Genomic DNA, 18,269 nt, shown 5'->3' on the forward strand with positions numbered 1-18,269 from the left:
TGATGCTGGAATTATTCCTGCGCGCTTGGCCACTGCTTCAGCAGGCTGTACTGGTCACGCTTGGACTAGGGTTGGGCGCTTTTGTATTGGGCAGTTTGCTCGGTATATGCGTTGCGCTTATGCGCAACTCCAACCTCGCAATCTTGCGGTCAGTTGCGTTCATGTATGTGTCGATTTTCCGTGGGACACCGTTGCTGGTTCAGCTTCTGTTGATCTACTTCGGCCTGCCTCATTATGGCATTACGATGACGCCGATCCCTTCGGCCCTGCTGGCACTGACACTGTTCTCCGCCGCTTACCTGAGCGAGAACTTTCGCTCAGGTATCAATGCCGTGGATCCTGGTCAGTGGGAGGCTTCGCAGGCTATGGGGATGGGTTACTGGACGTGCCTTCGTCGAATCATCTTTCCCCAGGCCACTCGCATTGCACTGCCACCCGTAGGAAGCCGTTTGATTGCCCTGATCAAAGACACTTCTCTCGCGTCAACCATCACTGTTGTTGAGATGACCCGTGTAGCAGAACAGGTAGGTGCGTCGACGTTCCGCTACATGGAAATGTTCCTGATGATTGGTCTGGTCTACTGGCTCATCAACCAGATTCTGACGTTAATTCAAACCTATCTTGAAGGGCGTATGACGAGGCGCTACCGATGAGCAACACTAAAATCAAGGTCACTGCCGTCTCCAAGTCCTTCGGTGACAATGTTGTTCTGAACAAAGTGGACTTGAGAGTAGAGGCTGGCGAGGTAGTGGTAATTCTGGGGCCATCAGGCTCAGGGAAAACCACGCTGTTGCGCTCACTGAATTTTCTGGAGCAGCCCGATAGCGGGATTCTGGAGATTTGCGGACATCGGATTGACCTGATTGCCGGGAAACGCATGAGTCGCGCAGACAAGCATGAACTTGCTCAGCTGCGCCAGAAGACAGCCATGGTGTTTCAGTCCTTCAATCTCTTTCCACACCTCACGGCCCTTGAGAACGTTATCGAAGGACTTGTCAGCGTCAAGAAAGTCCCAAAGCAGGAAGCAGTAAAAAAAGGAATGGATTTACTGGAACAGGTTGGCCTGGCTGCTAAAGCAGACTTTTACCCTGCCCGGCTATCTGGTGGTCAAAAGCAACGTGTGGCCATAGCCCGGGGCTTGTCCATGGATCCTGAGGTGATCTTCTTTGACGAGCCTACGTCCGCTCTCGACCCTGAGTTGCGAGATGAGGTGCTTCTAGTCATGCGAAATCTTGCTGATGCGGGAATGACAATGCTAGTGGTAACCCACGAGATGCGCTTCGCCCAGGAGGTAGCGGATCGTGTGATTTTCATGGAGGGTGGCAACATCGTGAAAAACGCCTACGCAAGCGACTTTTTCGGGGTTGATAGCGGGGAGCGAGTCCAACATTTCTTGAGGCGTTACTAAGCCACAATGATCTGATGCACCGGGACTGGCGCTCGAGTCGGTAGGCTCATTTCCCCCCTCCGACTCAAGCGTCAGGTTTCGATGTTGGCTTTACGCCTCTCCACGGCGGCGAGCCACTACACGTGTTCGTCATCGGCGATGATTGGCACACTTCGTGCCAAGGGCCGTCCGAACTTCGTTGGCATCGTTCCCATTGCTATTCCGGTGCATGTGTCCGACTTGATCCCCCAACAAAAGATCTTGTCCGCCTCTCCGGTCGGGTCTCCAAGTACCACGGCAACCATGCTGGAGTTTTGTGATCGCCATCAGATCGTTCCGCAGGTTGAATATTTCCCCAGGAGCAGAGTTAATGAGGCAATCGATCACCTGCGAAGCGGTAAGGCACGGTACCGTGTCGTGCTGGATGCCAACAATTGACTCACCACCGCTCGGCCATGATTGTTTGTTGTGCATGGCCTAGCGGGTGTCCTGATGATTTCACGAGCCCAACAATCCGCTGCCTGGATGGCAATTGATGTACTCAAAGCATTGAGAGTCGGCCGGGATTACAGAAACCTCATGGTAAAGTCGCAGCGCCACCTGGAAATCTAATGCTCGCACATAGCGCATGAATCCACCGAAAATGGCCAGATGCGTCGGATGGGTCTTAGCCCAAGCCTCTAAATTCGCCAGCTCATCGAAATGCGCGAGCCCAAAACTTTTTTCCAGCGGTTCGCCGGTAGTGGTGTTCAGTACCCTCATGAAACGGCATGAAAGGCAGCCGAGTGGCCCACCTTGATCACGAAGGTAGGTCATGCCCTCCTCCAGTACAGGCTGAATGTCGTGTAGGTACAAGTTTCGTTCTTTATCACGAGTAGCCCCCCAATCTTGGCCAGAGCGGATCAAACAAAGATTTTGCCTACCTGACAGGTGGGTACGTGGCGAGCCTTGTTGGCTGGGATTTGCTTCAGGCTTAGTGCCTCTAAGCGGATCAGTCTGAGCAAGTGCAAACCGATCCCGTACGCTGCCCCAATATCCATGCTCCTGGACGGTGTCACTTAAAGACTCGGCCAGGTGGGCGACTCCTTCTGGTGCGCCGAGCGATGCCTGGAGGGTTTCAAAGCGATCCGCGGTAGGGCTTACTATTTCAATGAACCATCCCACCGTCTCCCCAGCGCGTTGTGGGTCGTTCCACCAAACATCGAAACCACTCTGCTGGCGCCACCTCAGGAAGTCAGCAGGTGCTGACCAGTAGGCAATGGCGATGAGGTTATGGAAGCCTGCTGCGTCTTTACAGTGCGCTAGATCCCAGTGTTTCGGGCCACTGGAAGACACGAAGCGATGGGTGATCGGCTTCAAATCTTCAATGCTGAGCTCAGCTGTTGATTGCACGCCGAAGTAAGCCATGACCACTTGCCCCACCAGTGGATCAAATCGCGCTGCCCAGGCGGGAAATGGAGGAACATGACTGGGAGGCATGGTGGAAGGTTGGGTGCGCTCAGTACGCAGATACGGAGGGATTGCCGATTCCATGATGCGTCTCCAACAGGCGTAAAGACGGGGCTGGATCCTTTCACTATAGCTTCCCTTTCCAGCTCCCTATTTAGTAAGCGGTTACCTCAAGACATTCCGCCCTCCAGAAACACAAAAACCGGGCAAGCCCGGTTTCTGTGTCTTATTTACGCTTGTGGTCGACTTACACCGCGAAGTCGGTAGAAAGCGCCAGCTCTTTCCACTCGCTCAGCTCTGCCTCGACAAAGCTGTGCTTCTCACCGATGCGCGCCACGGTGTCGCTGCCCAGGGCCAACCGCTGTGGCGGCTTCGAAGCGTTCACCAGGGCCAGGATGGCTTCGGCAAACTTCACCGGATCACCCGGTTGTGCATGGTTGGCCGCTTCGGCGAATTGACGCATTTTGCCGACGGTTTCGTCGTAGTCCGACAGCTCCAGAGCGGTCTTGATCAGCGACTGTTCGTCCAGGAAGTCCGTGCGGAAGAAGCCCGGAGCAACGACCGTTGCGTGGATGCCCAGGGGTGCCAGCTCCTGGTGCAGCGCTTCGGTGATCCCTTCCACTGCGAACTTGGTGGAGCCGTATACACCCCAGCCCATGTAAGCCTGGTAGCCGCCGATCGAGGAGATGTTGACGATGTGCCCGCTACGCTGGCGACGCATGTGCGGCAGGACAGCGCGGGTTACGTTCAGGACACCGAACACGTTGGTAGCGAACAGTCGCTCGGTTTCGCTGGCGCTGGTTTCTTCCACCGCACCCAGTACACCGAAACCGGCATTATTGATGACGACATCGATACGGCCAAAACGCTTGATGCCTTCCGCGACAGCCTGATGCGATTCTTCTTCGCTGGTCACGTCCAGGCGCACGGCCAGGAGGTTCGGGTGAGCACCCAGCCGGTCAGTAATGTCTTGCGGTTTACGTGCGGTGGCAATCACAGCGTCGCCGGCACGCAGGGCGTGTTCTGCGATGAGGGTACCAAAACCACGGGAAGCTCCAGTAATGAACCAAGTACGCATATCAACTCCTCCTGTCAGCGACCCGAGCTTTATTGCCGGGCCTTCTCGATGAGTTGATGCGACTTTAAAGGTGAATCATCCATGTGATAATCCCATGGATTTAGCAAGACTTAGTGAGCCGTGCTCATAAATAGCTGTTCCCTTCTTTTGATGCTTTCATATACGCATCATTTCACCACGACAATGCGAACGCACGTGGAAAGCTATTCATAGCGCGGAGAAAACCCGTGATTTAGCTCTCTTCGATCTGGTCATCGAGTTCGAGCTTCGATCCTGCGACCTGTACTTCTACGGTGAGCAGATCATATGATCAGAGCAGCACCTACCTGAGAGGGAGTAACCATTTTGCCTAACGTGTTTTTCTCTTACTGCCATGCAGACGAGGCCCTGCGCGATCAGCTCGAAAAGCAGCTTTCCATGCTCAAACGCCAGGGCGTCATTGACACATGGCACGATCGCAGAATCGGTGCGGGCCAAGTCATCGATGCGGCAATTGATGATCACATCAACAGCGACGAAATCATCCTATTGCTGGTGAGCCCTGACTTCATCGCTTCCGATTACTGCTACAACATCGAGATGGCCCGAGCAATGGAGCGCCATGCTGCAGGGGAAGCGATCGTCATACCTGTGATTCTTCGCCCATGCGATTGGCACTACGCACCGTTTGGCAAGCTCCTTGGCACCCCTCAAGATGGTAAGCCAGTGACACTTTGGCCGGATCGAGACGAAGCATTCTTGCAAGTCGCGAAGGAAGTGCGGAAGGCCGCCAATCGATGCAGCCGCAACCAACCGAGCACGCTACCTCGATCTGAGCGTACCAATTTCGATAGCAGTTTAGCGCCCGCTCCTATGCCCCCAACTGGCCCGCGCTCAAGCAACCTTCGGATGGCCAAGAGCTTCACCCAGCTTGACAGAGACCGCTTTCTGCTCGATAGCTTCGAGTACATTGCCCGCTATTTCGAGAACTCATTGCTGGAGCTCCAGTCACGCAACCCAGGGTACGAAGGCGCATTTCGTCGTATAGATGCCAATCGCTTTTCTGCGAGTATTTACAAGGACGGCAATAACGTTGCCAAAGCGACTCTGTTCACCGGTGGCCAGCTAGGCGCCGGTATCTATTACAGCCATGGCGATTCGTTTGGCGGGGGCTCGTACAACGAGGCACTCACTGTAGATACAGACGACCAATCCTTGTACCTCAAAACTTTTGGCATGGCGCTCCACACTCGACAGTACCAAAAACTTTCCCAAGAAGGCGGTGCGGAGACGCTTTGGAGCCTTCTCATCGAACCGTTACAACGCAATCGGTGAGTCATTGCCGGATATGAACAAGCCAGAACACGGGGCACCGTGCGTTGCATAAAATGCCCCCTGCTACCGAGAAGTAAGACCTACACAGAAGGCTCAGACCATGGAAGTAGTCCTGCTCGCTCATATCACATTCAATCGTCTGGGCTCAGCCAGTCGTGAAGGAGGTTTTCAAAGTCAGCGGCAGGCCAGGTTTTCCGCTGAAGTGGCAGACACAGATCAATCGACCTTACGGAATTTGATAATCGAAATCGCAGAGGCCAATGGTGAAACGGCGGGGGCCTTGAAGGACTTGAGGTACGTGAGCAGCTACGGAGGAGAATTGGTGCTCAACATCCAAGGCACGAGCACCTCATACAGCACCGCCTATGTCCAATGTCGCATCATCCACGCGCTGAAGGCGAATGGGCAGTACTTCGTGCTTCAGGCAGTAGACGACAGAGATGTCAGACCGTTTGTCTCTTGTCGGCAGACTACCTAACTCGCATAAATGCAGAGCTGGGCAGCAGGATCATTCATCCGACCGACAGGGCTCAAATTTTATAAGCCTCATTTTTGACTCGTAAAATATTTCAGTTTAAAGGTCAAAAAGGAGGCTTACATGCCAATATTGTCGCGGCTGTAGGCTTCGGACGCTCACCGACCATTTTTGGCACGGAACGATACGTAGTGACCATCCTTGCTTACTGCCAGACGTTTACGCCCGTTCAACGTCGCGCAGCAACGTGGGCCACTCAGAGTACCTACCAGCACAAAGACCGGGCTAGCCCGGTCTTTGTAAGCGTGTGGAGATCAACCACTGAGGCAGCCAGTGCCCATAGCGTGGTAGCGAATCGTGTGCTGATTTCCCTGCGAGTCTTCATAGGTCATTTCCACCGGTACGACATAACACACAGGTGGAACTTCAGTGTGCGACAGCACCCGAGCAATATCCAAGCGTTGCTCATAGTGATAATCAGTAAATGTGGTTGCTGTTGTGGCCGTTGAATTTAATTGCGCAGCTAACGCCGAAGACACCATAAGTACACCCAGCAGTGCCCCCCCAACACCCAGCAGTGAAATCAGAGCACTTTTCATAGCTCATTTTCTCCAAGTTTGTAGCGTTCGTCTTAGTCTTTGAAGTCAGTAGAGAGCGCCAGATCTTTCCACTCGCTGAGTTCCGCTTCAACGAAGCTATGCTTCTCGCCGATACGTGCGACGGTATCGCTGCCCAGCGCCAGACGCTGTGGCGGTTTCGGTGCATTCACCAGAGCCAGGATGGCCTCGGCGAACTTTACGGGGTCACCGGGTTGTGCATGGTTAGCCGCCTCGGCGAACTGGCGCATCTTACCGACGGTGCCGTCATAGTCCGGCAGTTCCAGGGCGGTCTTGATCAGCGACTGTTCGTCCAGGAAGTCCGTGCGGAAGAAGCCCGGAGCAACGACCGTTGCGTGGATGCCCAGGGGTGCCAGCTCCTGGTGCAGCGCTTCGGTGATCCCTTCCACTGCGAACTTGGTGGAGCCGTATACACCCCAGCCCATGTAAGCCTGGTAGCCGCCGATCGAGGAGATGTTGACGATGTGCCCGCTACGCTGGCGACGCATGTGCGGCAGGACAGCGCGGGTTACGTTCAGGACACCGAACACGTTGGTAGCGAACAGTCGCTCGGTTTCGCTGGCGCTGGTTTCTTCCACCGCACCCAGTACACCGAAACCGGCATTGTTGATGACGACATCGATACGGCCAAAACGCTTGATGCCTTCCGCGACAGCCTGATGCGATTCTTCTTCGCTGGTCACGTCCAGGCGCACGGCCAGGAGGTTCGGGTGAGCACCCAGCCGGTCAGTAATGTCTTGCGGTTTACGTGCGGTGGCAATCACAGCGTCGCCGGCACGCAGGGCGTGTTCTGCGATGAGGGTGCCAAAACCACGGGAAGCTCCAGTAATGAACCAAGTACGCATTTTCAACTCCTCCTGTCAGCGACCCGAGCGTTATTGGCGGGTCTTCTCGATGAGTTGATGCCACTTTAAAGTCGTGGTACTTATGTGATAATCCCATTTATTTTGCATGACTTAGTGAAAGGCATTCATAAATGAAGGCTCCTAGCACTGCTGACCTGACGATATTCCTATCCATCGCGCAGCACCTGAATTTCAGCCGTGCAGCGGTCGAACTGGGTCTGTCACCTTCAGCCCTAAGTCACTCTCTGCGCGCCCTGGAAAACCGCCTAGGCGTACGTTTATTCAACCGAACCACTCGAAGTGTCGCCCTGACAGAAGCTGGGGAGCGACTCTACACACGCTTGAAACCGGCTTTTCGGGACATTGATGATGCACTCGAAGACCTCAATAATTTTCGAGACAAGCCCTCAGGCAACTTGCGCATCACTGCTGGTCGCCAGGCATGCGAACTCGTGCTGTTACCGATTGTCAGCCAGTACCTGCAGGAATATCCGGACATCAGATTGGAGGTGGTCGAAAACGATGCGTTGGTGGACGTAGTGGCGGGAGGTTTTGACGCCGGTGTTCGGTTTGGCAACCGCCTGGAAGCCGACATGGTGTCACTGCCAATAGGCCCAAACATGCGCTCGGTGGTCGTAGGCACGCCGGCTTTCTTCGAGCGTTATGCGATCCCGCAGAAACCAGAGGATCTACACGGTTTACCTTGTATTCGGCATCGTTTCCCCAGTGGTTCACTGTACCGATGGGAATTCGAGCGCGGAGGGATCGCCCAGGAAATTGAAGTCAGCGGCCCATTGACCCTGGGTGACGTGAGTCTGATGGTGGGCCCTGCACTACAAGGGATTGGTCTAGCCTATGTTTTCGAAGAAATGGTCAGCGAGCATGTGGCCGACGGGCGATTGATTCAAGTGTTGCCGGACTGGTGCCCCTTTTATCCTGGCCTGCACCTTTACTACCCCAGCCGTCGCCATGTACCAGCGCCACTCAAGGCATTCATCGAGTTTGCCCGTGCGGCTCGTCCAAAGAAGTAAATGAGTTGAGCATGCTCATGGAATACTATGAAATCTTTCGGTACGAATGTGCCAAAGGTTGCCTGTGCAAGCTCATTTGGTAGGTGCTAAAGCTTCAGTGAAACCACACCCCATCGTGGCGGAGTATAACCATGCGTCAGGATCACCTGGATGGATTGGTAACCTTCATGGCGGTGGCGGAGGAAAAGAGCTTTTCCAATGCTGCAGTGAAATTAGGCATTTCACCTTCAGCGGTAAGCCAGAGCATCCGAGTGCTGGAGCAACGGCTAGGGTTGGTGCTGTTCAACCGCACAACCCGTAGCGTTTGCCTGACAGAAATAGGGGAGCGCTACCTGGAAAGGGTACAGCCGGCACTTGAGCAATTGTCCAATGCGTCACAGGAGCTCGGCCGGGAGGCCAATCATCCTGCAGGGCTTCTACGGGTCAATGTGCCGCGGGCCGCCTACTTAATAGTTCTGCAGCCGATCTTGCGTCGCTTCATGGCCGCTTACCCAGAAATCAATCTGGAAATCCGTGCCGAAAATCACTTGGTGGACATTGTCGGACAGGGATTCGATGCCGGCATCCGCTTCGGTAACGCGGTTGAAAAAGACATGGTCGCTGTAGCAATCGGCCCTCCCCTCAAGGCGCAAATTATTGCTTCCCCCGAGTACATCACGCAGTTTGGCCAACCAGAACATCCGCGTGACTTGTTGCAGCATGACTGCATCAGCTTCCGGCATTCCAGTAGCGGGCAGATCGAGCGCTGGGAGTTCGACAACGGCCAGGAGAAAATCGATCTCCAGATAAAGGGCCGGTTGATCCTCAACGACTCCGAAATATTGGTTCGCTCAGCACTAGACGGACTTGGCATCGCCTACATGATCAATGGATACATTGAGCCCTTCATCAAGCAGGGGCGTCTATTACGGATCCTGGAGGAGTGGAGCCCAGCAATCCCCCCCCTCCACCTCTACTATCCCGATCGACGCCGCGTCCCAGCGAAATTGCGGGCGTTCATAGACTTTCTGCGAAACGAACCCTCAGAGTCCCAAACAGAGGAACTCATACTCTAACCCCATATCAGATCGCCTGGCTGGCCAGTGTTTCGAGCGCTGCACCCTCTTCCAGCCAGACCACTCTGTCCGCAGAAAGGATGGCAGCTGGACGGTGGGCAATCACGATACGTGTTTGCTGAGGACGGAACGCCACAATACCCGCCAAGACACTTGCTTCAGTCTGAGAATCCAAGGCTGAAGTCGCCTCATCGAGTACCAACACTGAAGCGTCCGCCAGCAGTGCCCGAGCCAATGCAATCCGCTGCCGTTGTCCGCCTGACAGTAATGCTCCGTAGCTACCCACATGCGTGTCATAGCCGTCAGGGAGAGACATGATGAATTCATGGGCACAGGCGGCAGTTGCCGCGGCCACGATTTCTTCGATGCTTGCATTGGGTCGCGAATAGCTGATGTTGTCCCGGATGGAACGGCTCAACAGCACCGCGTCCTGTCCAACCATTGAGACGGTGCGACGAAGTTCATCCAAAGGCAACGTCGAGATGTCACGTCCATCCAGCAAGATCTGTCCACTGTCAGGGTTGTAGAAACGCTGCAGCAACTTGGATACGGTTGACTTACCCGATCCGCTAGCGCCCGCAATGGCCACGGTCTCACCGGATTGTACGTGCAGATTCAAGCTTTCGAGTACGGCTGAACCTGCGCCCGGGTAAGTAAATCCGATGCCTTCGAAAATCACCTCACCGCGCCGCTTTTCGACGCTCGGCAAGGAATCGCTGGAACCGGACTCCTCCCGCGGCAACCCCGTCAAAAACAACGCATCGGCTGCATCCTCCAGTCCCGACTGAGCTGTCCGGAGGTTCTCGCCAAAGCCGCGCAGATAACCCGCCATCAGCAGGAACGAAGTCACTGCGAACGCTACGTCACCAGGACGGGTAGCCCCCTTTGACCAAGCAAGCAACGCCACTCCACTCAACCCAGCGAGCAACAGAAGCAGCAGCAAGTTCTGCATCAGGCCCAAGTCCACTACACGGCGCCATGCCTTCGAGGAAGCCTGCCCCCATTCTTGGGCAACCTGCTCCATACGAGCGTGCTCACGGGTCTCTGCCCTGAAGCTCTTGATAGTGGTCGCAGCTGCCAGCACGTCAGCGGCCAGGCCGCTCAATTGCCCATCATTCAAATTGGCGTTCAGGTGCGCGGGACGGATCCACTGCATGCCCACGATCAGGTTACTGACCACGAAGGCAATCGCCACCAGCAATGCAAAGGCGCCGGCCAACGGCTCACGCCAACCAATCATCACGACAAGGCCCAGCAACACCATCAGGGCGGGCCCCAGATGCACCGTGACCGCGTCAGTGACCTTGTCATACCCGGACATTGATCGGCGCAAGCGGCGCAATGTGTCACCGGACGACTGCACCGCATGCCAGTGAGCTGGAGCCGCCAGCACATGTTCGAAGCTCTGCAACAGCACTGCCTGCATATTTCGCGACGCCAGCGGAATCCACAAGCGATGAGCAAGGTTGCGACTAACGGTGAATCCTGCGAAGGCACCGAGAAGCATAACCCAGTTCTGCCAAACGGCATTTGCATGTGCAGTCTTGGCAACGCTTTCGATCAATTTGGCTGACGCCCAAGGCAACAACAGATCAAAGCCCGTCGCAGCAAGCGTCAGCAAAATTCCGGAGAAGAAATACCCGCGTCGACGCATCCACATGCTGGCCACAAAACCGAGCACCTGGCGGTATGGATAGGGACGGAAATGCTCGTTCATTACAGCACCTTCACTTTCACGCCATTCTCGGCATGGATGATCTTGCGCAGCGTCGTAATGAGGAAGAACTCGAAGCGTGGGATCAGGTGCATGGTCGTCTCCAGAGCTAGCAGTTGTCGGGCGTTATTACCTTCAGTAGTGATGGATGTATGGTGGATTTCTCAGCTCCAATGAACAAGGTGACTTAGCCCTTCACCCTTTGAAGCCCCACTTATCAATCCGAGCAATTACCTCCTGAAACGAAAAGGCCGCCCGATTAGGGCGGCCTTTGGGAGCACCTATACGTTTAACGCAACGGCTGCCCCTTCATTTCTGGCATGCGCATGTAAACTACCGCACTGATCAGGCTGATCACTACCAGGTAGATCCAGAACAAGTGTCCATAACCCGAGCCTGTCATTGCCGTCATGATGTAGGGCGAAGTACCACCAAACAGCGTGACAGAAAGTGCATAAGGCAAGGCAATCCCGGTAACACGAACCTCAGCGGGGAATTGCTCGGCCATAGTGACTGCCGAAGCGGCACCAAAGCCGGTCATGATTACCATTGAGATCGTTTGCAAAATGGTCACTTCAACTAGGCTGATGCCTTGGTGCAACAGCCCGAAGCTTGGCCAAGCCCAAAGAGCAGAGCAAAGCGCAAAGGCGATGAGCACTGGGCGACGACCGATACGGTCGGCAAGCATGCCGGCGAAGGGCATCAGCAGCAGCGATACACCAACCGCTACGGAGCCAGCCAGCAGAGTGTCACGGATTGGCATCCCAGTAATCAGATGTACTTGTGACGGGTAGCTCACCATCCACACGTAATTCAGCAGGTTGCCGGCCATTGCCACACCGATTACCCGGAATACGTCTTTCCGGTGTTTAGTAAAGATGTCACGCAGGGGGCTCTTCTCGACCACCTTCTTTTTCACGCGCGACTGGAACACTTCGGTCTCACGCACCGACAGACGAATCCACAGGGTCAGCAGCCCCATCAATGCAGCGATCACAAACGCCACACGCCAGCCCCACTCTTCCAGCGCGGTGTCGCTGCCGATCGAAGCCAATACATAGCCCAGCAGGAACGACACCAGGGTACCAGCGTTGATGGCAAACCACTGCCAGGAGCCAGCAAAGGCTCGACGATCAGACGGCGCCGATTCGATCAGGAAAGCCGAGGCGGAACCAAACTCGCCGCCGGCCGAGAAGCCTTGGGTCAAACGAGCGAGAACCAGGATGATTGGTGCGGCAATGCCGATGCTTTCATAGTTTGGGCAGATACCGATGACCAAGGAAGCCACTGACATCAACAGAATGGAGAGGGTCAGCCCCTTCTTCCGTCCATAACGGTCAGCGAAGACACCAAGTACTGCGCCACCGATCGGGCGCATCAGGAAGCCTACGGCAAACACCGCGAGCACTGACAGTAGTGCAGTAAGGCTGTCACCTGCCGGGAAGAATTGGCGAGCTAAAATTGAGGAGAATGTCGCGTAGATCACCCAGTCAGTGTACTCGACGATCGTGCCCAACGTGGCCGCGACGATGGCTTTACGTTCTGTTTTGTTGAGTGTCCTACCTTGGCTTGGTGCTGCAGTTTCAATGTTAGGCATGCGGTCAAAAACCGCGTCTTTGTCGTTAGTCATGGCTTGGCTCCCGTGAGCACATTTCTTGTTGTGACGGGAACGATGGCATCGCTAGCCATCGTGGTGAAGCGAGTTTAATGCCGTACTCAGTTGAAGTTTGATCAAATCAATTTGGGACTAAATGTAACTGGTCGGCTCTGACTAGTGCAGAACACGTAACTGAGTTTTTCTCAACCGAAGGCCGCTGAAAATTCCCTTGAACAACACGTGCACAAAGGTCGAATCTGCTGCCAGTCATCAAAGCTCAAACAACAAGAGGCCCGCTGACACTGCCTGTCGCGTGGGCCGAGGAGACACCCGATGTTAAAAGTTGAGAGTTACATCGCCGGCGCTACCCTGCCACCTTGCACCGGCTGCTTCGTAGAGAAGATTGACCCTCGCAGCGGCAAAAAAATGGGCGAAGTCGCCAACAGCGGCCCGCAAGATGTTGAGTTTGCCATCGAAAACGCTAACAAGGCGGTACCTGCCTGGCGTGATATGCGCCCCTCGGAGCGTGGTCGCATCCTTATCGAGCTGGCACGCATCGTGCGCCAGAGCGTAGGTCATATTGGTGCTCTGGAGAGCGCCGAAACGGGTAAGCCTGGCCAAGAAATGCCCGGACTGATGGATCTGACTGCCCAGTACTTTGAGTACTACGCGGGTCTGGTCAACGTCATGGATGGTGAAGTCATCAACCAAGGCCCGAACTATCACGTCTATACCCGTCGCGATCCTTTCGGCGTCATCGGTGTAATCCTGCCTTGGAACGCTCCACTGCATCAGGCCGCCCGCGCCATCGCGCCTGCGCTGGCGACCGGCAACACCGTAGTTGCCAAGCCTTCTGAGCACACCTCTGCGTCGCTGGTTGAGCTCGCGCGTATCGCCGTGGAAGAAGCCGGTCTGCCGCCAGGCGTGTTCAACGTCGTTGTAGGCAAAGGCAGCGTCATTGGCCCTGTCATGGCGCGCCATCCATTGATGCGGAAGATCTCCTTCACCGGTGGCCTGACTGCTGGACAGGAGCTAGGACGCATTGCTGCAGAGCGCATCCTGCCACTGACGCTGGAGCTGGGCGGTAAATCTGCCAACATCGTATTCAACGACGCTGACCTGGCCGCTGCCGCCAAAGGCGCTACCCGCGCATTCACCTGGAACAGCGGCCAGTGGTGTGCCGCTGGTACTCGCCTGCTGGTACAAGAAGACATCCACGATCAGTTCGTTGAGAAGTTCATCGCTGAAGTTGCCGCGCTGAATGTCGGGCCGGACTTTGACTCTACCTCCGGGCCGATCACCACCGAAGCCCAGTTCAAGAAAATCCAAAGCTACTTCGAAGTGGCCGAACGTGAAGGTCTCAAACCAGCTATCGGTGGCAAAGTTGCAACCGGCGAACACCTGGGCAATGGCTGGTACATTGAACCGACCGTTTACACCGGTGTGCACAACGACATGACCCTGGCCAGGGAAGAGATTTTCGGGCCGATCGTCTGCGTCATTCCATTCAAGGATGAAGCAGACGCCCTGCGCATTGCCAACGACAGCGACTTTGGCCTGGGCGCCGGTATCTGGAGTCGCGATATTGGTCGCGTCCACCGGGTTGCTGCAGGCCTCGACGCCGGCCGGATCGTCGTCAACGAGTACAGTGGCGGATTCGTACAGACCCCTTGTGGCGGCTTCAAACAAAGCGGCTACGGGCGCGAACAGGGTATTGATGCGCTGTCCCACTACACCCAGCTTAAGTCAGTCATCATCCGCCTCTGACGCCTCTCCTCTTCCGCGAAAGCCGACACCCTTCCGTGATTGAATCACGGCGGGGTGCTGTCGTTTGACAAAGTGTTTTGCTTGAGCTTTTGTCATGCTAAAAATACGATCATCTATACACTACAAGAAGATCCCCATGAAGGACAAACTGCCGCCGCTCAATGCCGTCCGCGCCTTCGAAGCGGTTGCTCGTCACCTGAGTATTACTTTGGCTGCCGAAGAGCTGAACGTCACCCCTGGTGCTGTTTCGCGACAGATCCGTACGCTGGAAGATTTCATGGAGCAGCCGTTGTTTACCCGCGGTCATCGGCAGGTCAGCCTGACACCCGCTGGAGAGCAGTACTTCAATGCGGTGGCACGCTTCATTGAAGAGTTGCGCAGTGCAACACGCCACTTGAAGCGACCGACCAAGCGCCGGCAGATCAAGGTACGCGCCTACACCACCTTCGCCATGCAATGGCTCATCCCGCGCCTAGCCAGCTTTCATCAAGAGAATCCCAAGATCGAGGTGTTGCTGACAGCATCATTGGATCCGGTGGACTTTCAAAAGGAAGACCTGGATGCAGCCATACGCCTCGGCGCCGGTGACTGGCCCAACTGCAACAGCTATACGCTGAGTGACAACCTGCTTGCGCCAGTGTGCAGCCCCGCCTTGCTAAATACGGAGCCTGGACTGAAATCTCCGGCGGACGTCGCCGAGTACACGATGCTGCATTCCATCGCCCGTCCTGATGACTGGGCCTACTGGCTGGAGGCAACAGGCGTCATTGGCCAGGTCGATGCCAGCGCCGGCATGATCTACCAGAGCTCATCGATGGTCTATGCAGCTGCTATCGGTGGCCAAGGTATTGCGATGGCCCAGTTGTTTTTGGTCGGAAAGGAGCTTCGCGAAGGCACGCTGGTACGTCCATTCGAGCAAACTGTCGATCGTGGTGCATACACCTACTATCTGCTGACTCCCAAGCATCGCCCCGAGCGCGAAGACATGACGATCTTCCGTCAGTGGATTCTGGAGCAGGCGCGCATAACCCGATCCACAGAATGAAAAATCCCGGCCTGGGCCGGGATTCATCTCTTAAATACCGAAGGGCGTGGCCCCCTTGGTTTCACGTATTGCACCGCCTTGCAGCAGCCGGTCTATCTCAGCTTCGTCGAACGCAAACCCTCTCAATACCTTGCGCGAGTGCTCTCCCAGGTCGGGTGCCGGCTGATAGGGCTCGGCCGCCGCAGCCGCACTGTTGACCGGGAAGCCTACAGTTCGCAGCGTACCAAACCGGGGATGCTCAACACTGGCCAACATTCCGTTCTCGGCTAGTTGAGGATGCTTGAGCAAGTCACTGTAGTCCGCGACTTTCGCACACAGGATATCCGCCTCGCGTAACACTCCGAGCCAATAGTCTGTCGGACGGGTGACGAAGATCGAATCAAGCGAGGCCTGCATCACTCCCCGATTGCTTACCCGATTACTAGAGCTGTCGAAGCGCGGATCATTTATCCACTCTTCACGTCCAAGCACAGTGCAGAGACGTTCCCAGCGATTGCCGTTGTACGCGGCCACCATGATCCAGCCATCCGACGTGCGGAAGGCTTCGTTAGGTGCCGCATACGGTGCTGCACTTCCAATCGGCGTAGGCAACTGCCCATCCCGGAGGAAGCTGGTGATTGAAGACTGCTGCAACGCCAAGGCACTGTTCATCAAGCTGACGTCCAGGTGCCCTCCCAATCCAGTCACATGGCGCGCCTGCAGCTTGGCAAGAATTGACATGCTGGCCATGTAGCCGGTGACCACATCAACGATAGGCGCCTGTACTTTGCAGGGTGGCGAGTGTGGCAATCCGATCAGGCTCATCAATCCAGAGTCCGCCTGGAGAATGCCATCAACACCTGCACGCTCGGCGTACGGGCCATGCTGCCCATAGGCAGAGATCGAGCAGTAAATCAGCTTTGGGTTGACCTCAGCCACTGCCTCATAGCCCAGCCCCAAACGAGCCATCACACCGGGACGCATGCTTTCGATCAGCACGTCAGCTTCGGCCACCATGCGCATGACAACTGCTAGGCTCTCCGGGTGCTTGAGATCCAGGCATACACCCAATTTCCCACGATTAAAGCCATGATACAGTGCACTGGATTCACCGACCCAAGCTGGGCCGAGGGTACGGCCCAACTCACCTTCTGGTGGCTCAATCTTGATCACCTGCGCCCCCATGTCCGCCAACAACATGGTGCAGGTCGGCCCCGCTGCGATCTGGGTGAAGTCCAGAACGGTCAGCCCCTTCAAAGCGTCACGCAACATAGCATCGCCCTCCTGGGTTGAAGGTGCAGGGATTTTTTATTGTCATGATGCCCTCCAGATCCTAACGGCCCAGATACTGCGGTGAGCGTTTCTCGGCAAACGCAGCGCGACCCTCAAGGCGATCCTCGGTATCACGCAATACACCCCAGTACAGCTCGGTCAATCGCTGAGCGTCGCGGTCGGACAGATGAGCAGTTTGGGTCGACAGAGATTGCAGCGCCTGAATAGCCAGCGGCGCTGCTGCTGCAATGCGCTCAGCCAATGCAAAGGCGCGTTCCGCGAGCTGCTCCTGAGTGTCGACAACCTCCGATACGAGGCCAATCATCGACGCGTGAACGGCATCAATACGCTGTCCAGTCAGTGCCATCTGCATCGCATGGGCCGAAGGGACAGCCCGCAGCAAGCGATGAAGCCCGGAAACTGCCGGAATGGAGCCAACCACCGCTTCAGGCAAGCCGAAACTGGCATTGCCCGAAGCGATACGCAGGCTGCATTGCAATGCCAGCTCCAACCCACCACCGAGGCAGTGGCCGTTTACGGCAGCGATCAGCGGCTTTCTGAGATCGAGGTCAGTCAGATCCATCAACCGGATGTAGAGGCCAGAATCGGCCGCTGCCTCGTTCTCCAAAAACAGGGCCTCGGCGTACGACGCTGACGACTCGCGTGTGCTCTTCAGATCAGCACCGACGCAAAAGGCTCGGTCACCGCTGCCGGTGATAATCGCAGTTCGAATTTCGCGGCGGTCGCGCACCTCTGCCAGGTGCGTACGCAGTTCGCGCAAGGCGTCCAGGTTCAGTGCGTTCAAGGCGTCGGGGCGATCCAGCGTAATTTTCGCTACCGCACCGTGGAGTTCCAAAGTTACAGGCATGGAAACCTCCTTCAGACGCTGGCCGAAGACAGGCTTCGTCCACCGCAGACATACAAGGTTTGACCGGTAATGTAGCTACTTGCCGGGTCGAGGAAGAATTCCACTGCGTTGGCGATGTCGTCAGGAGTACCGATACGCTTGACCGGGACGGTGTCCTTCAGCCGCACTTGAACTGCCTCGTCAAAGCTTTGGAACAGCGGCGTATCGACAATCCCAGGGGCAATGGTGTTGACTGTGATGCCCTTGGCCGCGAACTCGATGGCCAGGCTACGGGTCAGGCTCACTACCCCCCCCTTAGCAGCTGAATAGTTTGCCTGTCCGAAGCCGCCAAGCCAGGCGCGCGAGGACATATTGACGATACGTCCAAACCCACGTTGCAGCATCAGTGGCACCGCAGCTTTACAGCACAGGAATTGCGCACGCAGGTTGGTATTCAGTACTAGATCCCAGTCTTCTTCGGTCATGTTAAGGAATCTTTTGTCGCGCACCACGCCGGCATTGTTTACTAAAAAGTCCAATGCACCATGGGCATCACCAATTTCAGCGAAGACACTATTGACTGCCGCCGACTCAGTCAGATCCAGAGCGATCCCGTTTGCTTGCAATCCTTCTGCTGAGAGACGCTCAATTGCCTCATCGAGTGCCTTCTCATCTCGATCCAACAGATAAGTAATTACACCTGATTCAGCCAACCTTGCCGCGATCCGTAACCCAATACCCCGAGCCGCACCTGTGATAACCGCTACCTGGCCGCTGTGAAAACGTTGTGCAGACAT

Annotated in this window: 17 protein-coding genes and 1 pseudogene; 9 read left to right on the top strand and 9 right to left on the bottom strand. The window is 55.7% G+C overall.

Going from position 1 to position 18,269, the window contains the following annotated elements:
- Positions 1-2 precede the first annotated feature (2 nt).
- The 3 genes and pseudogenes from ACDI39_RS04145 to ACDI39_RS04155 all read left to right on the top strand — a co-directional run.
- Positions 3-653, top strand: coding sequence for an amino acid ABC transporter permease (locus tag ACDI39_RS04145; protein ID WP_410045936.1), 651 nt, complete (start codon positions 3-5; stop codon positions 651-653).
- Complete coding sequence (locus tag ACDI39_RS04150) at positions 650-1,408, top strand: amino acid ABC transporter ATP-binding protein (protein ID WP_283724213.1); 759 nt, start codon at positions 650-652, stop codon at positions 1,406-1,408. Before ACDI39_RS04145 ends, ACDI39_RS04150 begins: the two co-directional genes overlap by 4 nt.
- A gap of 132 nt (positions 1,409-1,540) precedes the next feature.
- Positions 1,541-1,825, top strand: a pseudogene (locus ACDI39_RS04155) (alcohol dehydrogenase); the annotation flags it as partial.
- Between the two features lie 60 nt (positions 1,826-1,885).
- Here the strand turns inward: ACDI39_RS04155 and ACDI39_RS04160 are convergent.
- Both ACDI39_RS04160 and ACDI39_RS04165 read right to left on the bottom strand, forming a co-directional pair.
- A complete protein-coding gene (locus ACDI39_RS04160; protein ID WP_410045935.1) occupies positions 1,886-2,920 on the bottom strand; it encodes a phenylacetaldoxime dehydratase family protein in 1,035 nt (344 codons plus the stop codon).
- 163 nt (positions 2,921-3,083) lie between these two features.
- Positions 3,084-3,914 (bottom strand): oxidoreductase, encoded by an 831-nt coding sequence (locus ACDI39_RS04165; RefSeq protein ID WP_410045934.1) that lies wholly within the window; start codon positions 3,912-3,914, stop codon positions 3,084-3,086.
- Between the two features lie 345 nt (positions 3,915-4,259).
- Between ACDI39_RS04165 and ACDI39_RS04170 the strand changes: the two genes are divergently transcribed.
- Positions 4,260-5,228, top strand: a complete 969-nt coding sequence (locus ACDI39_RS04170) for a toll/interleukin-1 receptor domain-containing protein (RefSeq protein ID WP_410045933.1) — start codon at positions 4,260-4,262, stop codon at positions 5,226-5,228.
- Positions 5,229-5,328: 100 nt separating this feature from the next.
- Complete coding sequence (locus tag ACDI39_RS04175) at positions 5,329-5,706, top strand: hypothetical protein (RefSeq protein ID WP_486537734.1); 378 nt, start codon at positions 5,329-5,331, stop codon at positions 5,704-5,706.
- Between the two features lie 311 nt (positions 5,707-6,017).
- Here the strand turns inward: ACDI39_RS04175 and ACDI39_RS04180 are convergent, their stop codons facing one another.
- Positions 6,018-6,302, bottom strand: a complete 285-nt coding sequence (locus tag ACDI39_RS04180) for a DUF2790 domain-containing protein (protein ID WP_283725612.1) — start codon at positions 6,300-6,302, stop codon at positions 6,018-6,020.
- A 32-nt stretch (positions 6,303-6,334) separates the two neighbouring features.
- Positions 6,335-7,165: an oxidoreductase gene (locus tag ACDI39_RS04185; RefSeq protein WP_410045931.1), complete on the bottom strand. Its 831-nt coding sequence runs from the start codon at positions 7,163-7,165 to the stop codon at positions 6,335-6,337.
- 131 nt (positions 7,166-7,296) lie between these two features.
- On the opposite strand from ACDI39_RS04185, the gene ACDI39_RS04190 reads away from it, so the two are divergent.
- Both ACDI39_RS04190 and ACDI39_RS04195 read left to right on the top strand, forming a co-directional pair.
- Entirely contained in the window at positions 7,297-8,196 is a 900-nt protein-coding gene (locus tag ACDI39_RS04190) for a LysR family transcriptional regulator (protein WP_410045930.1), read from the top strand.
- 131 nt (positions 8,197-8,327) lie between these two features.
- Positions 8,328-9,251 carry a LysR family transcriptional regulator gene (locus ACDI39_RS04195; protein ID WP_486537737.1) on the top strand — a complete coding sequence of 308 codons (924 nt, stop codon included), beginning with the start codon at positions 8,328-8,330 and terminating at the stop codon, positions 9,249-9,251.
- A 7-nt stretch (positions 9,252-9,258) separates the two neighbouring features.
- On the opposite strand, the gene ACDI39_RS04200 is transcribed toward ACDI39_RS04195, so the two are convergent.
- Together ACDI39_RS04200 and ACDI39_RS04205 are read right to left on the bottom strand one after the other, a co-directional pair.
- On the bottom strand, positions 9,259-10,968 hold the full coding sequence (locus tag ACDI39_RS04200; protein WP_410045928.1) for an ABC transporter ATP-binding protein: 1,710 nt from the start codon (positions 10,966-10,968) through the stop codon (positions 9,259-9,261).
- A gap of 286 nt (positions 10,969-11,254) precedes the next feature.
- The gene (locus tag ACDI39_RS04205) at positions 11,255-12,595 is read right to left on the bottom strand and encodes an MFS transporter (RefSeq protein WP_283725553.1); all 1,341 of its coding nucleotides are present in this window, start codon (positions 12,593-12,595) and stop codon (positions 11,255-11,257) included.
- Between the two features lie 300 nt (positions 12,596-12,895).
- Between ACDI39_RS04205 and ACDI39_RS04210 the strand changes: the two genes are divergently transcribed.
- Complete coding sequence (locus tag ACDI39_RS04210; RefSeq protein WP_486537740.1) at positions 12,896-14,329, top strand: aldehyde dehydrogenase family protein; 1,434 nt, start codon at positions 12,896-12,898, stop codon at positions 14,327-14,329.
- A 136-nt stretch (positions 14,330-14,465) separates the two neighbouring features.
- On the top strand, positions 14,466-15,374 hold the full coding sequence (gcvA, locus tag ACDI39_RS04215) for a transcriptional regulator GcvA (RefSeq protein ID WP_283725555.1): 909 nt from the start codon (positions 14,466-14,468) through the stop codon (positions 15,372-15,374).
- A gap of 30 nt (positions 15,375-15,404) precedes the next feature.
- On the opposite strand, the gene ACDI39_RS04220 is transcribed toward gcvA, so the two are convergent.
- The 3 genes from ACDI39_RS04220 to ACDI39_RS04230 form a co-directional block, all read right to left on the bottom strand.
- The gene (locus ACDI39_RS04220; protein WP_410045926.1) at positions 15,405-16,625 is read right to left on the bottom strand and encodes a CaiB/BaiF CoA transferase family protein; all 1,221 of its coding nucleotides are present in this window, start codon (positions 16,623-16,625) and stop codon (positions 15,405-15,407) included.
- 61 nt (positions 16,626-16,686) lie between these two features.
- Positions 16,687-17,493, bottom strand: a complete 807-nt coding sequence (locus ACDI39_RS04225; protein WP_410045925.1) for an enoyl-CoA hydratase/isomerase family protein — start codon at positions 17,491-17,493, stop codon at positions 16,687-16,689.
- 11 nt (positions 17,494-17,504) lie between these two features.
- The gene (locus ACDI39_RS04230; protein WP_410045924.1) at positions 17,505-18,269 is read right to left on the bottom strand and encodes an SDR family NAD(P)-dependent oxidoreductase; all 765 of its coding nucleotides are present in this window, start codon (positions 18,267-18,269) and stop codon (positions 17,505-17,507) included.

Source organism: Pseudomonas sp. Tun-23181, assembly GCF_057415455.1.